The 17,565-nt window shown below is 62.6% G+C and carries 20 protein-coding genes and 1 tRNA gene; 5 read left to right on the forward strand and 16 right to left on the reverse strand.

The window, feature by feature from the left end; translation table 11 throughout:
* Positions 1-75: 75 nt before the first annotated feature.
* Genes ACMGE0_RS31655 through ACMGE0_RS31665 form a run of 3 tightly spaced genes read right to left on the reverse strand, consistent with a single transcriptional unit; the run spans position 76 to position 4,145 of the window.
* A complete protein-coding gene (locus tag ACMGE0_RS31655; protein ID WP_436819842.1) occupies positions 76-1,599 on the reverse strand; it encodes a glycosyltransferase family 39 protein in 1,524 nt (507 codons plus the stop codon).
* A gap of 34 nt (positions 1,600-1,633) precedes the next feature.
* On the reverse strand, positions 1,634-3,151 hold the full coding sequence (locus ACMGE0_RS31660) for an ArnT family glycosyltransferase (protein ID WP_436819843.1): 1,518 nt from the start codon (positions 3,149-3,151) through the stop codon (positions 1,634-1,636).
* The gene (locus ACMGE0_RS31665) at positions 3,126-4,145 is read right to left on the reverse strand and encodes a glycosyltransferase family 2 protein (RefSeq protein WP_436819844.1); all 1,020 of its coding nucleotides are present in this window, start codon (positions 4,143-4,145) and stop codon (positions 3,126-3,128) included. The genes ACMGE0_RS31660 and ACMGE0_RS31665 overlap by 26 nt, the downstream gene beginning before the upstream one ends.
* A 98-nt stretch (positions 4,146-4,243) precedes the next feature.
* Here ACMGE0_RS31665 and ACMGE0_RS31670 point away from each other — a divergent pair, with 98 nt between their 5' ends.
* Positions 4,244-5,203 (forward strand): lysylphosphatidylglycerol synthase transmembrane domain-containing protein, encoded by a 960-nt coding sequence (locus ACMGE0_RS31670; protein ID WP_436819845.1) that lies wholly within the window; start codon positions 4,244-4,246, stop codon positions 5,201-5,203.
* Here ACMGE0_RS31670 and ACMGE0_RS31675 read toward each other — a convergent pair.
* The 10 genes from ACMGE0_RS31675 to ACMGE0_RS31720 form a co-directional block, all read right to left on the reverse strand.
* Positions 5,200-5,631 carry a type II toxin-antitoxin system VapC family toxin gene (locus ACMGE0_RS31675; protein ID WP_436819846.1) on the reverse strand — a complete coding sequence of 144 codons (432 nt, stop codon included), beginning with the start codon at positions 5,629-5,631 and terminating at the stop codon, positions 5,200-5,202. The two genes, ACMGE0_RS31670 and ACMGE0_RS31675, sit on opposite strands and share 4 nt — an antisense overlap.
* On the reverse strand, positions 5,564-5,905 hold the full coding sequence (locus tag ACMGE0_RS31680) for a type II toxin-antitoxin system VapB family antitoxin (RefSeq protein WP_436819847.1): 342 nt from the start codon (positions 5,903-5,905) through the stop codon (positions 5,564-5,566). The genes ACMGE0_RS31675 and ACMGE0_RS31680 overlap by 68 nt, the downstream gene beginning before the upstream one ends.
* A 47-nt stretch (positions 5,906-5,952) precedes the next feature.
* A complete protein-coding gene (gene amn, locus ACMGE0_RS31685; protein WP_436819848.1) occupies positions 5,953-7,455 on the reverse strand; it encodes an AMP nucleosidase in 1,503 nt (500 codons plus the stop codon).
* Between the two features lie 72 nt (positions 7,456-7,527).
* Positions 7,528-7,698: a hypothetical protein gene (locus ACMGE0_RS31690; protein ID WP_436819849.1), complete on the reverse strand. Its 171-nt coding sequence runs from the start codon at positions 7,696-7,698 to the stop codon at positions 7,528-7,530.
* Positions 7,699-7,924: 226 nt separating this feature from the next.
* The gene (locus ACMGE0_RS31695) at positions 7,925-8,212 is read right to left on the reverse strand and encodes a hypothetical protein (RefSeq protein ID WP_436819850.1); all 288 of its coding nucleotides are present in this window, start codon (positions 8,210-8,212) and stop codon (positions 7,925-7,927) included.
* Positions 8,213-8,680: 468 nt separating this feature from the next.
* Positions 8,681-8,941, reverse strand: a complete 261-nt coding sequence (locus ACMGE0_RS31700; RefSeq protein ID WP_436819851.1) for a hypothetical protein — start codon at positions 8,939-8,941, stop codon at positions 8,681-8,683.
* A gap of 87 nt (positions 8,942-9,028) precedes the next feature.
* Positions 9,029-9,295 carry a hypothetical protein gene (locus ACMGE0_RS31705; protein ID WP_436819852.1) on the reverse strand — a complete coding sequence of 89 codons (267 nt, stop codon included), beginning with the start codon at positions 9,293-9,295 and terminating at the stop codon, positions 9,029-9,031.
* 87 nt (positions 9,296-9,382) lie between these two features.
* A complete protein-coding gene (locus tag ACMGE0_RS31710; protein WP_436819853.1) occupies positions 9,383-9,640 on the reverse strand; it encodes a hypothetical protein in 258 nt (85 codons plus the stop codon).
* A gap of 86 nt (positions 9,641-9,726) precedes the next feature.
* A complete protein-coding gene (locus ACMGE0_RS31715; protein ID WP_436819854.1) occupies positions 9,727-9,951 on the reverse strand; it encodes a hypothetical protein in 225 nt (74 codons plus the stop codon).
* Between the two features lie 571 nt (positions 9,952-10,522).
* The gene (locus tag ACMGE0_RS31720; protein WP_436819855.1) at positions 10,523-10,861 is read right to left on the reverse strand and encodes a DUF2147 domain-containing protein; all 339 of its coding nucleotides are present in this window, start codon (positions 10,859-10,861) and stop codon (positions 10,523-10,525) included.
* A 491-nt stretch (positions 10,862-11,352) separates the two neighbouring features.
* Between ACMGE0_RS31720 and ACMGE0_RS31725 the strand changes: the two genes are divergently transcribed.
* Positions 11,353-11,619: a sel1 repeat family protein gene (locus ACMGE0_RS31725; protein WP_436819856.1), complete on the forward strand. Its 267-nt coding sequence runs from the start codon at positions 11,353-11,355 to the stop codon at positions 11,617-11,619.
* 155 nt (positions 11,620-11,774) lie between these two features.
* Here the strand turns inward: ACMGE0_RS31725 and ACMGE0_RS31730 are convergent, their stop codons facing one another.
* From ACMGE0_RS31730 to ACMGE0_RS31740, 3 genes are all read right to left on the reverse strand, one after another.
* The gene (locus ACMGE0_RS31730) at positions 11,775-12,884 is read right to left on the reverse strand and encodes a pyridoxal phosphate-dependent aminotransferase (RefSeq protein ID WP_436819857.1); all 1,110 of its coding nucleotides are present in this window, start codon (positions 12,882-12,884) and stop codon (positions 11,775-11,777) included.
* Positions 12,885-12,956: 72 nt separating this feature from the next.
* On the reverse strand, positions 12,957-13,820 hold the full coding sequence (locus ACMGE0_RS31735; RefSeq protein WP_436819858.1) for a LysR family transcriptional regulator: 864 nt from the start codon (positions 13,818-13,820) through the stop codon (positions 12,957-12,959).
* Positions 13,821-14,162: 342 nt separating this feature from the next.
* A complete protein-coding gene (locus ACMGE0_RS31740; protein WP_436819859.1) occupies positions 14,163-14,516 on the reverse strand; it encodes a hypothetical protein in 354 nt (117 codons plus the stop codon).
* 259 nt (positions 14,517-14,775) lie between these two features.
* Between ACMGE0_RS31740 and ACMGE0_RS31745 the strand changes: the two genes are divergently transcribed.
* From ACMGE0_RS31745 to ACMGE0_RS31755, 3 genes are all read left to right on the forward strand, one after another.
* Positions 14,776-15,999: an NAD(P)/FAD-dependent oxidoreductase gene (locus ACMGE0_RS31745; protein ID WP_436819860.1), complete on the forward strand. Its 1,224-nt coding sequence runs from the start codon at positions 14,776-14,778 to the stop codon at positions 15,997-15,999.
* Between the two features lie 14 nt (positions 16,000-16,013).
* Positions 16,014-16,814: an aldolase/citrate lyase family protein gene (locus ACMGE0_RS31750; protein WP_436819861.1), complete on the forward strand. Its 801-nt coding sequence runs from the start codon at positions 16,014-16,016 to the stop codon at positions 16,812-16,814.
* 179 nt (positions 16,815-16,993) lie between these two features.
* A tRNA-Ser gene (locus ACMGE0_RS31755) sits at positions 16,994-17,084 on the forward strand.
* The last annotated feature ends 481 nt before the right edge of the window (positions 17,085-17,565 follow it).

Raw genomic sequence — 17,565 nt, forward strand, 5'->3', positions numbered from 1 at the left:
TTGCGGGACCTCGTTCGTAGCCGATAAGAATCGGTGGCACAATCAGAGGCCGAAACCGTGAGCGATAAGCCCGCTCTATGGTGCGACGTCCACCACCGCATAGGCGAACCGGTACCGGTCGTCCGGCCGCCCGTAATTATAGGGAAGGGCGGCGATCCGGGCTTGCGGCACAATGCCGGCGATACCGCGCTCCTGCAGATATTGCGTGAATTTCTCCGGGAAGCCGGACGGCATGCTGCCGTCGGAATTCCGCCAGACGAACAGGATGCGCTGGTAGGGCGGCATCGGCAGCGCGTGGATACCTGTGGGCGTGGAGGTCGTCCTGACCGGGGTCGAGGGCAGATTGAACCGCAGGTTTCCGGCGAGTTGCCCGTCGGACGCGACGATCAGGGTCGGTGCGGAAGCGGTGAGCGGCCGGATTTCGTCCGAAAACGCCTGAAACGGATGATGGGAATATTGATATTTCCCCGTGATCGGGGCAGCGGCGAAGCGGCCGAAGAGGATCGACGGGATCAGCACCATGATGACGAGCGCCACGCCCCACATCCGCTTCAGGCCCGGCTGCAGGTCGATCGCCGCGGCGTCGATCTTCACCGTCAGATAAAGCGGCAGCACGAGGAGGATCGGCGTCAGCCACCGGTCCCGCACCCTTTCGACGCCCGCGAAAAGGATCAGCAGGACGATGAAGCCGAGCGAGAAGATGAGGATCCGGCCGAGGAGCCGCGTCCGGTCGTTTCGGGCCCGGATCACGTCGCGCAACCGTTCGCGATAGACAGCGGCGAAGATGATTACCGTCAGCGCGCCGAAGCCCAGCACGGCAAGCGCAAGCGAACCGAGGCCTTCGAAGATCGCGAGGATGAAGTTGGTATCGTCGCCAAGCAGCTTGCGCATCGTATGGCCGCTGGTCGCGTCGAAATGATCGACGAGCCAGAGCGCGTGCGGGGAGACGATCAGGAGCGCTACGCCGCCCGCGAGCAGGAGCCGCCAGTCGAGCAGGCGCCGACGGAAGTCCGGATCGCTCGCCACCGCCAGGAAGGCCGCGGCGGGCAGTACGATGAAATTGTATTTGGCGATCCCGCCGATGCCGGTCGCGAGGCCGAGCAGGATGAAGGAACCGATCGAGGGGCGGTTGAGCGTCCGGAAGAGGGCATAGAGAAACAGCGAGGCGGCGAAGATGGTCGCGACCGTGTGGCTCAGATCGCGTTGCGCCTCGAACGCGACTTGCGGAATGGTCAGCAGGCCGAGGGTTGCAACGACGGCAAGCTGCCTGTCGCGCAGGACCTGGCGCGCCGCCAGAAAGTAGAAGAGATAGGAACCGAAGAGCAGCAGGTTCTTGAGCAGCGAAAGCGTGGCGAGCGACAGGCCGAAAACCTGTACGACGGCATATTGCAGCCAGTTGTAGAACGGCGGCTGCGAACTGTATCCCGCCAGAAGCCATTGGGAGAAATAGCTTTGCTCTGCTTCGTCAAGCTCCAGCGCGTGCGGGATCGACAGCCTGACGATGACGTTCACGGCGAAATAGACCGCGAGCACGATCAGCAGGACATGGCGACCGGAAGCTGTGCCTTCTTTTGCCGTCTCCGCGTGTTCTAGTCGCACCTGTTCTCTCCGGAATCGGGTTGGGCTTTCTCGGTCAAGGCGGTGTTCCGTTCACCCAGGCATAGCCGAAAGGCACGCTGCGTCGGCCACCGGAAAAAAGATAGGGCACGGATATCGTTCGAGGCACGAGATTGTCCGGCAGGATTCCCTGCTCGGTGAGGTAAGCCTTGAGATGGGCCGGAATTCCGGCATCCCCCGGGGTTGACCAGATGACGAGTCCCGGCCGGGCCTTCTCTGTCCCGTCGGGAGGAGGCGTCTGTTCGAAACTCGGCAGCAGCACGCGCGCATCCGGCAGTTCCAGCCGAGCGCTGGCGGCGAGGAACTGATCGGAGACGATCACATAGGCCGGTTTCACGCCGGGCTGTTCCGCCAGGACCTGTCTGATGAAGGGACCGGCCGGAAGGTTCTCCTTTCCGTAGTCGCCGAAGCGCGGGCCAACCACATTGGCGAGCGCGAGATAGACCACGAAGCCGAGCGCCAGGGCCGCGACGGGAAAGAAGAGCCGCGGCACGCTGCGGCTCTTGTCGGCGCCGGCGGCATCGAGCTTCAGGCAGAGATAGAGCGGCAGCAGCAGGAGAAACGGCGAGAGCCATTTCTGGCTGATACTGGTGGCGCCGAAGCCGAGCCCGATGATCCCGACCCCGACCAGGCAGAAGACCATGGTACGGCCGGTGACCCGCGTCCACTGATTCTCGGCCCGCCAGGCGTCGATGAGCGGGCGGCGGAAAGCGAGAAGGAAAAAGCCGAGGACGGGAAGCCCGCCATCGAGGGCGGCCATGATCAGCGTGCCGATACCGGAAAGTCCGTCGAGGACCACGTTGCCCGAGGCATCCCTGCGCATCGCCTTGATCGTGCCGGCCGTCGCCTCCGTGAGGTTGCCGAGCACCCAGAGCCCGTGCGGCAGGCAGATGGCGGCGGCGACCAATAGCGCCGGGATCAGCCGCCAGTCGAAGATGCGCTTGCGCAGGTCCGGTTCCGGCAGGATGGCGAGGATCGCCGCTACGGGCACGATGACGAAATTATACTTGGCGATGAGCCCGATGCCGACTGCAAGGCCGGTCAGCACGTAGTTCCCCAGGCTCGGCCGCATCAGCGTCCGGAGGAAGGCGTAGGTGAACAGCGCGACGGCGAACAGCGTGGCGACCGCATGCGTGAGATCCCGCTGCGCCAGGACGCTCACCGCCGGCATGGCGACCACCCCGAGCATGGCGATTGCCGGGAGCCGCCGGTCCTTCAGCACGATCCGGGCCGCCACTCCGTAGATCACGCAGCAGAGGAAGAGCAGCAGGTTCTTGACGAGCGAGATCGCGAAAACCGACGGGCCGATGAGCTGGATGACGCCGTATTGCAGCCAGTTGTAGAAGGGCGGCTGCCGCCCGTATCCCATCAGCAGGAACTGCGACTGGAAAAGCTGTTCCGCCTCGTCGCTCTGCAGCGCCTCCGAACGCAACACCCTCAGGATGACCGCGAGCACGTAATAGGCCGCGATAAGCCAAAGGACGAGGCCGGGCCGGCGAGCGAGCGCGTCACTGATGCGCGTGATCGCCCTCATAGACTTCCCTGACAATATAGCTGAGCGCGGTGTCTTCGCGATAATAGGTTCGGGCGATCATTTCGGCGACGATGCCGGTGGTGATCATCTGCACCGCCGACAGGAACAGCATGACGCCGATCATGAAGAGCGGCCGCGTGCCGATGTCGTTGCCCATGATGAACTTGTCGACGAAGAGATAGGCGAGGATGATCGCCGACAGCGCGCCGAGGCCAAGTCCGAGCGAACCGAAGAAATGGCCAGGCCGCGCCTTGAAGCGCATGAAGAACATCACCGACAGGAGATCGAGGATCACCCGGAAGGTGCGGGAAATGCCGTATTTGGAAATACCGTGCTGGCGCGCGTGATGCGTCACCGGCATTTCGCCGATCCGCGAACTCGGCACCACGCCCGCCACCCAGGCCGGAATGAAGCGGTGCATCTCGCCCATCAGCTTCACCTGCTTGATGACCGATCCGCGATAGATCTTCAGGCTGCAGCCGTAATCGTGCAGGCGTACGCCGGTGATGCGGCCGATCAGCCGGTTGGCGATCCAGGACGGCACTTTCCGGAGGATGAGCCCGTCCTGGCGGTTCTGGCGCCAGCCGACAAGCAGGTCGAGTTCGCGCCGCTCCAGTTCCGCGACCATGGTCGGGATGTCGTTCGGATCGTTCTGCAGGTCGCCGTCGAGGGTGGCGATCAGCCGGCCCTGCGCCTGGTTGATGCCCGCCTGCATGGCGGCCGTCTGGCCGAAATTGCGCTGCAGCGCCACGATCTTGAGATCGAGGCCGGGGCGGTCGAGCGCGTTTCTCGCATTGACGATCGTCGCATCCGTGCTGCCGTCGTCGACGAGGATGAGTTCCCAGGTGGCTGGATACTTGGCCATCGCCGAGCATATCCGCTCGATGAGCGGTCCGACGCTTTCTTCTTCGTTGAAGAGCGGCACGACCAGGGACAGTTCGATCGGTTCGGCCGCCTCGATGCGGCTTGTGACCGACTCTGCTGTTGTACGCACCTTGTGTTTCTCCTAGAAACTCGGGCTTGAAACGGCGCCGTCACGACTGCCGTCGTCGGAAACATCACCCGAAACTGTCGTATGGGGCATCCTACTATATGAAGAATTATCCGGTTGCCAGCCGCCGCGCATGGATAATTCGCCACGCCATGACGCTCGGAACCATTGCGATCATTGCCGTCTACGCCGCCTTCATCCAATGGGTCTGGGGATGGCAGGGCGTCGTGGCGCTCTGGAGCAGCGCCGGCTGGACGTCCGCCCTCATTGCTCTTGTCCTGCTTCTCGGCACCTATGTGCTGCGCACCTGGCGCATCTACGACTATTTTCCGAAGGAGACCGGCGGGCATTTCGGCACGTTGCTCAGGTTGGTGCAGGTTCATAACCTCTTGAACGTCATGCTGCCGTTCCGCACCGGCGAGGCGAGCTTTCCGCTGCTGATGAGGCGCGAGTTCGGCGTGCCGCTCGCGCGCGGCACCTCGGCGCTCCTCGTCATGCGGCTCTTCGATCTTCATGCGCTGCTCGCAGCCGCCGGCACGGGACTGGCGCTGCAGACCGGCAAGCTCTGGGCCTGGGCGCTCTGGCTCTTTTTCCTGCTCCTGCCGGCCCTGGCTTTCGCCCTGCGCGGACGCGCCTTCCGGCTTGCGGCGAAAGTGCTGCCGGGGAAGGCGAGGAAGCTCCTGGACGAGGTGGAGGCCGGCCTGCCGTTCGACGCGGGGGGCTTCGCCCGGGCCTGGGGCGCGACGCTCGTCAACTGGTTCACCAAGATTGCCGTGCTGGCCTGGGTCCTCGGCCTGCTGGGCGGACTTTCCATAGCTCCGAGCTTCGGCGGCGCATTGGGCGGCGAGCTTTCGTCCGTCCTGCCCGTGCATGCCCCCGCCGGCGTCGGCACCTATCCGGCCGGCATCACCGCCGGAGCGCTCGCCTTCGGCGCCGATGCGGGCAGGCGGGCCTTGGGGGAACTCGGCCAGGCGGCGGTCAATACGCATCTCCTGGTGATCGTGTCCTCGCTCGTCGGCACGGCCCTGTCTCTGTTCGCGGCGCGGCCGAAGCGTGACTAGAAGACGGTTTCGCCCAGCAGCATCGCAACGCCCCGATATTTCTCGCCCGGACTTTGCCGCAGCTTGCGAACGAGGCTTTCGTCGGCGGTGACGAAGCGGAAGTTTTCCTTCAACGCGAGTGCCAGGTAGATGCAGTCATAGGCCGGGTGATCGAGCTTCATGGTCAGTTCGATACTGGCCTTGAAAAATGGCAGCATTTCCCGCAATTGCAGGTCCGAGCTTTCGATGAGCCGCGCGGCAAAATGCGCTTCGGCCGCGGAAAGCTCGCCGCGGCGCGTCTTCTTCCAGAGGATATTGGCACACTCGGTGAGGATCAGCTCCGGGGCGACCAGCGTGCTGCCCTTGAGCAGCGACAATGCTTCAGGAGTTCCCGCTTCCTGAACCACCCATTTGATGATGACACTGGCGTCGATGACGAAGGTCGTCACCGTTCCTCGCGCCTTCGCGCATCAGCGTTTCTGAAGGCGTGTGATGGCGATCAGCAGTCAAAGCCCGGAATTCGGACGCCAAAGTCTCGAAGGTCGGCCGGCTGTGATGCGGACCGTCCCAACCCATGCCTTCCAGTTCATTCAGAGCCTGACGCTGACGTTCGTTTGTGACAAGTCGACGAAGGATATCCTCCACCGTTGCCGTGGTCGGCAAGCCGGTAATTTCCTTCGCTTCGTTCAACAGGTCATCATCGATATTTAAGGACGCGCGCATATGACCCTCCAATACACGCAAGAATATAGTCCTAAATTATCCCAATGTCACTGAAACGCCGTCTCGTAGAAGCTTCTGAGCTTGCGCGAATGCAGCTTTTCGATCGGCATGGCGGCGAGCTTCTGCACGGCGCGGATGCCGATCTGCAGGTGCTGGCTGACCTGGCTGCGGTAGAAGGCCGTCGCCATGCCCGGAAGCTTCAGTTCGCCATGCAGCGGCCGGTCGGAAACGCAGAGCAGCGTTCCGTAGGGCACGCGGAAGCGGAAGCCGTTCGCCGCGATCGTCGCAGATTCCATGTCGAGCGCGATCGCCCGCGACTGCGACAGGCGCTTCACCGGCCCGCGCTGGTCGCGCAGTTCCCAGTTGCGGTTGTCGATCGTCGCGACCGTGCCGGTGCGCATGATCCGCTTCAGCTCGAAACCCTGGTAGCCGGTGACTTCCTCGACCGCGCTTTCCAGCGCCTGCTGCACTTCGGCGAGCGCCGGGATCGGCACCCAGACCGGCAGGTCGTCGTCGAGCACGTGGTCTTCGCGCACATAGGCATGGGCGAGCACGTAGTCGCCGAGCCGCTGGCTGTTGCGAAGCCCGGCGCAATGGCCGACCATCAGCCAGGCATGCGGACGGAGCACCGCGATATGGTCGGTGATCGTCTTGGCGTTCGACGGGCCGACGCCGATGTTGACCAGCGTGATGCCGGCATGCCCCTTCTTCTTGAGGTGGTAGGCGGGCATCTGCGGCAGGCGCACGACGGCGTCCACCTCAGGTTTGTCGGAGCCGGCGGGCGTGATGATGTTGCCGGGTTCCACGAAGGCCGTGTAGCCGTCGCCGCCCTTGGCCATCAGCGCGCGGGCCCAGGCGGCGAATTCGTCGATATAGAACTGGTAGTTCGTGAAGAGCACGAAGTTCTGGAAGTGATCCGCGCTGGTTGCCGTGTAGTGGCTGAGCCGGGCGAGCGAATAGTCGATGCGCTGCGCCGTGAAGGGGGCGAGCGGTGCGGGCTCGCCGGGCGTCTGGTCGTATTCGCCGTTGGCGATCAGGTCGTCGGTATTGTTGAGGTCCGGCGTGTCGAAGAGATCGCGCAAGGAGATGTCGGCAAGCGCGTTCGAAGCCGACGCTTCCACATGCGCGCCCTCGCCGAAGGCGAAATGCAGCGGGATCGGCGTCGTCGATTCCGAAATCGTCACCGGAACGTTGTGATTGCGCATCAGGAGATCGAGCTGCTCCTTCAGATAGTGCCGGAAGAGCTTCGGCCGGGTGATGGTGGTCGTGTATATGCCCGGCGCCGTCACATGGCCGTAGGAGAGGCGCGAATCGGCGTGCCCGAAGGAGGTCGTCTCGATGCTGACCTGCGGATAGCAGGCACGGTAGCGGCCGGTCACGGGTGCGCCGTCGGCAAGCGCGCCGAAAGCCTCGATCAGAAAGCGCGTATTGCGCTCGTAAAGTTCGGTCAGCGCATCAACCGCTTCGACCGCATTGTCGAACACACGCGGCTCGACCGCGCTCGGGCTGATGAAGGGAAGCGGAGAGAGTGAAAAGATTCGTGTGCTCATGCGCCATTATAATGGGAACTCGTTGACAATCAAACGACGCCGCGCTGCCGCCTGCGGTTGATCCACGAATTCTCAGAGCGCGGCGACGCAGCCGGGCGTGGCGGGATGATAGCACGGCGCGGTCGTTCCGAGGTGAACGCGCAGCTCCTTGCGGCCCGGCTCCGCGACAAGCGCGCCGAAAGCCAGTGCGAAGATAGTCATGATCAGCGTTATGATGGTCAAGCGGCGCACAAGAACGGACATGGTCTTCTCCCCGATCCCAATGAAGGCAGAATGAAGGCGCGGGGCTGAATGCGTCCTGAGGGGGAGGTTCATCGGATGTTCAGGATGGTTAATGGAAAGCCCGAGCCAGAGCGGGGGCGCTGGCAATCCATGAAAAAAGCCGGCCCAGTGGGCCGGCTTATCTCTTGAGGAATGCTCCCGAGCAAAGCTGCGACCTGCGCGGGAGCCGGTATCTTGAATCAAATGCTTAGTTATGAGGCGTCAGAACGCCGTCATAATAATCGCCGGTGTCGTGGCCGCCGTCGAGGTCGGCGTCACCGGACGTGCTGTTGCTGTATCGATACATTCCGGTGCTCGGATAGATGCTGCCGGTCGACATGGTATCGATGTCCTGACCGCGCGACTGTTGGATGGTCGGCGGGGACTGCGGCAGGGCATCCGGGCTCGAATAGACCGCATCCTGTGCGGCTGCGGCACCGGCAAAGCCGGTTGAAACGATCAGCGCTGCGATACCGGAGGTCAGATAGGTCCTCATTTTTCCTGTCCTTTCCATGGAGCTTTATGCTGCGAAGCGATGTCGCGATCGCTCCGTCCAAGTACAAATCCCTGGACGGACGGATCGTTCCAACAGCCGCGAAGCGGAACTGCTGCGGATTCTTCGGAAAAACGGGGACGGAATCGGAAAATCGAAGGAAGATTCCGTGAGATGCCGCGAATGATGCGGGAATTCTCACGCCGATGAGCGTGATCGTGATTGATTCGCCGGAAAGCTTCACTTAATCTTGAATGCGATGGCTGGTTTCAGAGTCCGGCCATCCTCGCACCGGAAAGACGATTGCGACCCGTCTTTCCAAATCGGTGTCTTGAATGAACTGCGAATACCAGCCGCTCGCGCGGCTGGTATTTTCATTTTCGGCATGTCGTCTGCCTATTGCGATCGCCGCGCCAGGGCCTTGTGATCCGAGGCCTGTAGTCCTTGCGCGGCGGTCGATCCCGAACGAGATTAGTTCGGACGGCTGATGCCGTCGTAGTAGTCGCCGCTGTTCAGGAAGGTGGCGCGGTTGTCGTCGCGGCCGCCATTGCTGAGGCGCAGGCTGTTCGGGCGATCGCCGATGCTGCCGGTCCGGGTCGTATCGACGGAAGAGGCGGCGGCGGGAGCGCTCTTCTGAACGCCCTGGTAATAGTCGCCTTCGGCAAGAGCTGCACCGGCGAAGGAAGCCGAAGCGATGAGGGCTGCGGCGAGAGCGGAAGTGATCCTGGTCATTGTGATAGTCCTTTCAGAGTTTCCGCACGCAAAAGTTTGCGACCTGACGTGCGGTGATATTCGATGTCTTAAAATTCGCAGCCGCCGTTAGTTCGGACGGACTGCACCTTCGTAATAGTCGCCGCGGCCGATGACTTCTTCAGCATTCGGGATCTGGCTGTTGGAGTCGTGGCGACGGACGACCGGGGCGCGGTCCTTGCCGACGCTGGCGGTGCGGACCGTGTCGACGGAGGCGGAAGCAGCAGGAGCACCCTTCTGTACGCCTTCGTAATAGTCGCCTTCAGCGAGGGCGACGCTGGCAAAAGAGGCCGTAGCGATCAAAGCTGCGGCGAAAGCCGAAGTGATCTTCGTCATTGTCGTAATCCTTTGTGGGAGCGGTCCGCCGCCTGAAGTTTGCGACCTGGCCGGCGGACGCTGTTCGGTGTCTTGAATGAACCGCGGTTAGTTCGGACGGTTGATGCCGTCGTAGTAGTCGCCGCTGTTCACGACGGTCTTGCCGGCAGCGAGATCCTGGCCAGCGGCGCGGGAGATGGAGCCGGTGTAGCCGTAGCTGCCGGACTGGTGCGCGCGCTGAACCTGATGCTGCTGGACGTCACCCTTCTGGACGCCTTCGTAATAGTCGCCTTCTGCAAGGGCGGCACCGGCGAAGGAGGCCGAAGCGATCAGGGCTGCGGCGAGAGTGGAGGTGATGGTCTTCATTGTCTTGGTCCCTTCAGAGTTGTCCGCGGCTTTGAGTTTGCGACCTGGCCTGCGGACTTTGTTTCGGTATATTGAATGAGCTGCGATCAGTTCGGGCGGTTTGCGCCGGCGTAATAGTCGCCGTCTTCAACCGGGGCCGGGACTGCCTGAGCGTGCTGCTGGCTGTTCTGGGCGACGCTGCCCGTCTGGACGTGGTCGACGACGGGAGCCTTGGAAACGCCTTCGTAGTAGTCGCCCTCTGCAAGAGCGGCGCCGGCGAAGGAAGCCGAAGCGATCAGCGCCGCGGCGAGAGTGGAGGTAATGGTCTTCATTGTCTTGGTCCTTTTCGGTCTGCATTGGTTCGGTCTTGGGTTCGAACCGGAGGGGAATTGCTGCTTGCGATGCTCATATCGGACCGATCGGTTCGATCCGGAAGGCTTGATTTGGGAGACTGCTGTCAATGAAATGTTGACAGTGGAAGGTGCCTCCGCCAAAATGCGCGCAAAAAGTGCTAAGCGTGCTAATTTTTTAATGTTTGCCGCCAAGTAAACCGATTAAGTTACAGAAGATTAATGTAATTTCTGTTTGGAATCATTGCGTTAAAGGAATCGGAAAGGTTTTGCATCCAATGCGTGCAATCTTTTCTGAATTGTGTCTGTTTGGTGGCTTTTGTGTGGCGTAAAGGGAGATTTGCCCTTATTCAAGCTTTTCACAAAACTGTGACATTCGAAATCCGGAGGGATTTCGAGCCCAAAATCGATGCCACTTCCGCGATCATATTGCTTTTTCCGGGTGCGCTGCAGCAAAAATTTCGGGCAGCCCTTGAACTTGAAAAAGGAAATGGCCGCCCGTTGCCGGTGCGGCCAACCACTTGCTTCTCTATAAAGAAGGACCGGGGAGCCGTCAGAGGCGGGTCCAGGTCTGGGATTTGCAGAGGATCTTCAGAACGCAGCCTTTCATCTTCAGGGCATTGCCGCTGACCGAGCCCGAGCCGCTATAGGTCTTGTCCTCGGCCGGATCGGTGATCTCGCCGGAATATTCGCCGGCCTTGCCGGAGAGCCGGCCGATCTGCTTGCCGGCATACTTTCCGGTCTTGAGCGTCACGCAATAGGCAGTGCCGCATTTGCCGATCGCCGCTGTCTCGCCGCTCGCGGTCTTCCAGTTGCCCTCGATCGGCTCGGCCGCCTGGCTGACGGTGGCGGCAAGCGCCAGCGCGCCGGCGAGCATCAGTATCCGCATCATGAATGGGTCTCCTCCTTGCGCCGCCGTGGCTTTCCGGACCTTCGCGGCATGTCCCTCCGCCGCGCTCCTCCGCGCAGGCTTGCAGACATTATCTTACGCGTACGTAAAGGTAAATAGTGTCCTTGCCGACGCATGATTTTCCATGGTTGCCGGCGCGGTTTTTCGATGAGGGTTCGGACGCGACCCGGATTCGTGGTTAGTTTTCGGTTTAAATCCATTTCTGAAGTTTTCGTAAAGATCGCCGCAAAATCCTTAAAATGCAGGGAATCCCATGTTTAACAAAAACCCAAATTTACCAAGCATTTGAACTTTGTTTTCCGCAAGTTAAGCATGCTTTTTAGGCGTCTTTTGGAAGGTTTGGCCGATAGTCGGCTCATCAAGACGAGCGGGAAACCCGCCGGCCGGAAGGATCGGAAGAGCCGCGTTAGACGGCGGATCCGGACGGAAGAAACAGGGCAGATGAGAAACAGGCTTTAACAGGGATCAAACCGATGGCACGCTTTGAAATGAACAATTCCGAAATGGCCACCATGGGTGGCGAAACCCGCGCCGACGCGTTCTGCGAAATGGGTCTGATGTATGCGACCGGCCGCGGTTGCGAGGTGGACCTTGTGTCCGCGCACAAGTGGCTCAACATCGCCGCGATCAAGGGCTCCGACCGCGCCGCCGAACTGCGCGCGGACCTCGCCCAGGCGATGACCAAGATGCAGCTCGCGGCGGCCCTTCGCGCCGCCCGCGAGTGGATGACCATGCACTGAGCTCTTGCGCGCCTGATCTGAAATTCACCGCCGGAAAAGGCGGACGACGGATAAATCCAGAGGGAACGGGGGCATCCGGTTCGGGCGAGGGCCGATGCCCGAAATTCGGGACCGCGACCGGCAGGAACAAGGCCGGCGCGGTCCTTCTTTATCCTTTATAGGCTCTTGAGCACCTTCGGCAGGGCCTCTTCCAGGAGCCGCATGTCCGATTCCGGCCCGGTGCTCACGCGGATGCAGCGGTTGAGCGGCGCGACCCCCGGCATGCGGATGAAGACGCCGTGCTCCATCAGCCCGTCGACGATCGAGCGGGCATGGGCGCCGTCGCGGCCGCAATCGATCGCCACGAAATTGGTGGCGGAGGCGAGCGGTTCCAGCCCGTTGGCCCGGGCGATGCCGGCGATACGGTCCCGCGAGCCCCTGATCCTGCCGATCACCTCGGAAAGATAGGCCTGGTCCTTGAGCGCGGCGAGTGCGGCCGAAACGCCGATCCGGTTCATGCCGAAATGGTTGCGGACCTTGTCGAAGGCCTGCGCCGTCTCCGGCGTCGAGATCGCATAGCCCACCCGCGATCCCGCCATGCCGTAAGCCTTCGAGAAGGTGCGGGTGCGGATGATGTTCGGCCGGTCGATGAGAGCCGGGATCGCCGGCATCGCACCGGCGGGGCCGGTCTCGCAATAGGCCTCGTCGAGGATCAGCAGACAGGTTTCCGGCAGCGCCTCGGCGAAGGCGACGATGCTGTCGGCCTCCCACCAGCTTCCCATCGGATTGTCGGGATTGGCGAAATAGACGAGCGGCGCATTCTCGCGGCGCACCGCTTCCAGAAGTCCGTCGAGGTTCTCGCGGTCGTCGGCATAAGGCACGGTGACCAGCCGTCCGCCATGGCCTGCGACATGGAAGTTGAAGGTCGGATAGGCGCCGAGGGAGGTGACGACCGGCAGGCCGGGTTCGATCACCATGCGGACGATCAGGCCGAGCAGGCTGTCGATGCCTTCGCCGACCGCGATGTTCTCTGCCTTGCAGCCGAGATGCGCTGCGAGCGCCTGCTTGAGCGCGAAATTCTCGGGATCGGCGTATTTCCAGGTCTCGCCGGCGGCCGCGCACATCGCCTCGATGACGGACGGGGCCGGACCGAAGCCGTTTTCGTTGGCGCCGATGCGGGCTTTTACGGTAAGCCCCCGATTGCGCTCGATAGCTTCCGGCCCGACGAAGGGCACGGTCGCGGGGAGGGCGCTGACCAGCGGTGTGAAGCGCGAGAATGCAGGCATGGATTGTGTTCCGGTTTTCGAAAACCGGCACAATAAGAGTGATTTACCGCCGCGCAAGTACGGAAAAGAGGTTTACGACCTCTCGCCCGCGAATCTTTTCCCTTCGCGCCTGAAAAGCGCGTCGAGCCTTTCGATCACCTGCCGCACCTCGGGGCGGTGCCGGTCGTCGTCGTTGGCGACGATCCACAGCGTATAGGTGAGCTCCGCGATGATCTCCCCCTCCCGCACCAGACCGGAGAAACGATCGCCGATGAAGCAGGGCAGCACGCCGCGGCCGTTGCCGCCGGCGATCAGCCGCGGAAGGAGCCCCGGCGAACTGGTCCAGGTGCAGATTTCCGCTTCGTGATGCTGGAAGACCCATTTGTCGGCCGGCGCGTGGGAGCTGTCGGTGCCGAGCGAAACCCACGGCAGGCTCTCGTCCCCGTCAAGCTCCCTCGCTTTATAGACGGCATGCGCGACGGCGACCGACCGTCGGATGGCGACATTGCCGGCTTCCGGGCGGCGGCCGACAAGCCCCACATCCGCCTCGCGATAGGTGAAATCCATGCCCTTGTGGAGCGACTTGCAGCAGAGCCGGAACCGGTCGTCCCTGCCGCGGATGTCCGCCGTGTGGCCGGCGATGAATTCCGAAAGCCAGGCATCGGCGCCGATCGATACGATCGGCATGGCGAAGGCCTGGCCGTTCCAGTCGGCAATGCTGTCGGCCGTCCTCTGCATGGCCCGCACGTGTTCGAGCAGCGTCTCGCCGTCCGGCGCCAGGCGGTAGCCCTGCTGGCTGCGTACGAAGAGCGTGCGGCCGGTCGTGCGTTCGAGTGCCAGCATGCGCCGCCCGATCGTCGGCGCGCTGAGCCCCGTGCGGCCCGCAGCGCCGCTGAGGCCTCCCTCGGTCGCCACATGGAGGAAGAGTTTCAGATCGTCCCAGCCAGCATCGGTCATTTCGGACACCTTATAGAGACAGCAGCGATCTTCCCATCGTTCACCGGTGAAAAGCGGCTTTCGCCGGCGCGTCTACACGCGGGCGCGGCAAGCCATTAGCTCCGTGGCATCGCATTCGTCACGTAATAGATGGAGAGACCGTCATGCTTCTCAACTGGGCGACGCTCTGGGTTCAATTGAAGAGGGAGAATGACAGGCGCGGGCGGCATCCGCTTGCCGATCCGCTGGAGGGCGCCGAATGGCGCGGGCTCCTGTGGGCCGTGCCGCTTCTTTCGTGGCTGACCGGCGGCCGATGGAGGCCGCGGGCGAACAAGGTCCGCCGGTCGCTGCGCCGGCTGCCCGTCAGTGGCTGGTCTCGAAGCTCAGCCGGACGACATGGTGCAGGAATTCCGGGTCGATCAGCATGTTGAAGCCGACCGTCACCTTCTCTTCTTCCCGGCGGATCACCGTGCAGCCGATCTCGTCATGGATGCCGAGGATCTCGAGAAAGAAATTGTTGGGCACCGGCAGGTGCGGGCTGACGTCGAGTTCGGCGCCGTAAAGCGAGATCGTGCGGATCAGGCAGCGGAAGTTCGTCTTGGTGCTGAGATGGCGGCCGACGAAGATGATCCTGCCGGGACGGTCGATCGAGAATTTCTCGAATGCCTGGTCGCGCGGGGCGTCCTGTTTTGTATCGCAATCGATGGTCAAGGGCATCGCACCCTCCCTTTTCACTCCTTGATGTGATTTTATTCCTCTTCTGCTGATGCATTCTGAAACGGATCGGTAAAATGCGATCGATCGGGCGCTTTTTCCTCTCCGTACTTTTTCCTCTCCGCACGTGCAGCTCGCAACTGAAAGCATGCAATCGCCTCTGTCGCGCTGTTGACGGGCCGGCGTCGCAGCGATACCCCTTCCGGGCTCGATTTCGTGCTATCTCCACGAAAAGAAGAATTCTCGGCATGGGGAGTGAGGCGTGACGGACAGGTTGGTGATTGTCGGCGCGGGGCAGGCGGGTTTTGCGCTCGCCGCGAAGCTTCGGGCTCTGAAGGATGCGCGGCCGATTACGATCATCGGTTCGGAGACCGTGATTCCCTACCAGCGCCCGCCGCTCTCCAAGAAGTACCTGCTCGGCGAGATGGAGTTCGAACGGCTGACCTTCCGTCCCGAAAGCTGGTATCCGGAAAACAATGTCGAACTTCGGCTCTCCACCTATGTGGAGGAGATCGACCGCAAGGCGAAACGCGTGCGCATGCAGGATGGCGCGGAACTCGAATACGGAACCCTGGCGCTCGCCACCGGCTCGACGCCGCGCACGCTGCCGGCGAGCGTCGGCGGCGATCTCGACGGCGTCTTCACCGTGCGCGACAAGCGGGATGCCGATCTGCTGGCGGGCGAAATGCGGCCCGGCCGGCGGCTCCTTATTATAGGCGGCGGCTACATCGGTCTCGAAGCGGCGGCCGTCGCCCGCCATCTCGGCCTCGAAGTGACGCTGATCGAGATGGCCGACCGCATCCTGAGCCGCGTTGCCGCCAGGGAGACCGCCGACGCGATGCGCGCCATCCATCAGAGCCGCGGCGTCGTCATCCGCGAAAAGACCGGCCTGCATCGCCTGATCGGCGGCCCAGAAGGGAGCCACGTGCGCGCCGCCGAACTTTCCGACGGCAGCACGATCGACGTGGATTTCGTCATCGTCGGCATCGGCGTGGCGCCGAACGACCGGCTCGCCCAGGATTGCGGCCTGGAGGTCGGCAACGGCGTTGTCGTCGACGAATTCGCCCGCACCTCCGATCCGTCCATCTTCGCCGTGGGCGATTGCGCCATGCTGCCCTGGAAGGGCGGGCGCATCCGCTTGGAATCGGTGCAGAACGCCGTCGACCAGGCGGAGGCGGCGGCCGCGATCATCGCCGGCGGCGATGCCCCCTATGATGCGAAACCCTGGTTCTGGTCCGACCAGTACGACGTGAAGCTGCAGATCGCCGGTTTCAACATGGGCTATGACGAGACGTTCGCGCGCCCGGGCGCCCGCGAAGGCAGCCTCTCCATCTGGTATTTCCGGGAAGGGCGGTTCATCGCGGTCGACGCGATCAACGACGCCAAGGCCTATGTGACCGGCAAGAAGATGCTCGAAGCCGGCATCGAGCCGGACAGGGCGGTCCTCTCCGATCCGGCGGCCGACCTCAAGCAACTCCTCGCCTGAAAGGAAAGGGCGCCATGCCGGCTCCGAAGAATCACTTCAAGGCGGCGCTGAAGGCGCACCAGCCCCAGATTGGCCTCTGGCTCGACATGGGCGAGGCGCTGACGGCGGAGATCGCCGGTCATGCCGGCTTCGACTGGCTGGTGATCGACGGCGAGCACGGGCCGAACGATCTCCGCAGCATCCTCTCCCAGCTCCAGGCCCTGGCCGCGTCGCCTTCGGAAATCGTCGTGCGGCCGCCGGTCGGCGAGACCTGGGTCGTCAAGCAGCTGCTGGATATCGGCGCCCGCACGCTTCTCGTGCCAATGGTTGATTCGGCGAAGCAGGCGCAGGAACTCGTGCGCGCGGTGCGTTATCCGCCCGACGGCGTCCGGGGCGTCGGTGCCGCGGTCGCGCGTGCCTCCCGCTTCAATGCCATCCCCGATTATGCCGAGACGGCGGCCGACGAGATATGCCTCATCGTGCAGGCGGAAACGATGGCGGCGATCCGCGATCTCGGGAATATCGCAGCGGTCGACGGCGTCGACGGCATCTTCATCGGCCCTGCCGATCTTTCCGCCGACATGGGCTATCTCGGCCGCATGGAGGCGCCCGAGGTGCAGGAGGTGATCGAGAAGGCGATCGCCACGATCGTGAAGGCCGGCAAGGCCGCCGGCATCCTGACGTTCAGCGAATCTCTCAACCGCCACTATCTCGATCTCGGCGCGAGCTTCGTGGCCGTCGGTGCCGATGTGACGGAATTCTCCGGCGCGCTCCGCGCTCTCGCCGGCCGCTACGGCCGCGGCGTCGGGGCATTGAAGCCGCGGTCCGGCTATTGAAGGATGCAGCGGCCAGGCGGATGGCAGGTTTGGAAAAGCCTTGCCGAATCAGGCCGTAAGCGCGTGGGCCTTTGCACCTTCGCTTGTTCTGCGCCTCCCGCGCGATTCGCGTAAAACTTTGCGGCGCTGGTCACAAAAGCCTTGCATTCAGGGGGGCTCTAACATAGGTAGACCGCGACGGAGAGGTGGCCGAGTGGTCGAAGGCGCTCCCCTGCTAAGGGAGTATACGTCAAAAGCGTATCGTGGGTTCGAATCCCATCTTCTCCGCCATTTCCGGCCCGCAGGCGGCCCTTTCATCCTGTATACGATTTCCCGTTTTGATTGATTCCATATCGTCCGGGCGCGGTCGGCGGAGCCGGCCGGAACCGGCGGCGGAGCGATTCTCTCCGGCGCAGTCCCGTTTTCGCTAAGTGACTGCCGGATAAGCCCTTTCTTAACAAAGCGTAAAATAAGCTCCGGGGGCGCCGGCGTCTTTGTGTCCTTTCGGCAACAGACTTCTGGGAAGCGGGTTTCGGAAGCCTCTCCGGTTGAAGTTCAAGATTGCATGGCCTTTCGCGTCTTGTATTTTCACATTCGGAAGCGAGGCGGTGGATCGTCCTTCTTCTGGTAATCGACGGGGATGGGGCAGGGAACGCTGTCCTTCAGCAAAAAGAACCCAGACCCACACGAAACTTTTGACTGGAGGTCAAATATGAACATCAAGAGCCTTCTTCTCGGCTCCGCTGCTGCCCTCGCAGCAGTATCCGGCGCT

Source organism: Neorhizobium descurainiae, assembly GCF_051400715.1.
Classification (GTDB): domain Bacteria; phylum Pseudomonadota; class Alphaproteobacteria; order Rhizobiales; family Rhizobiaceae; genus Neorhizobium.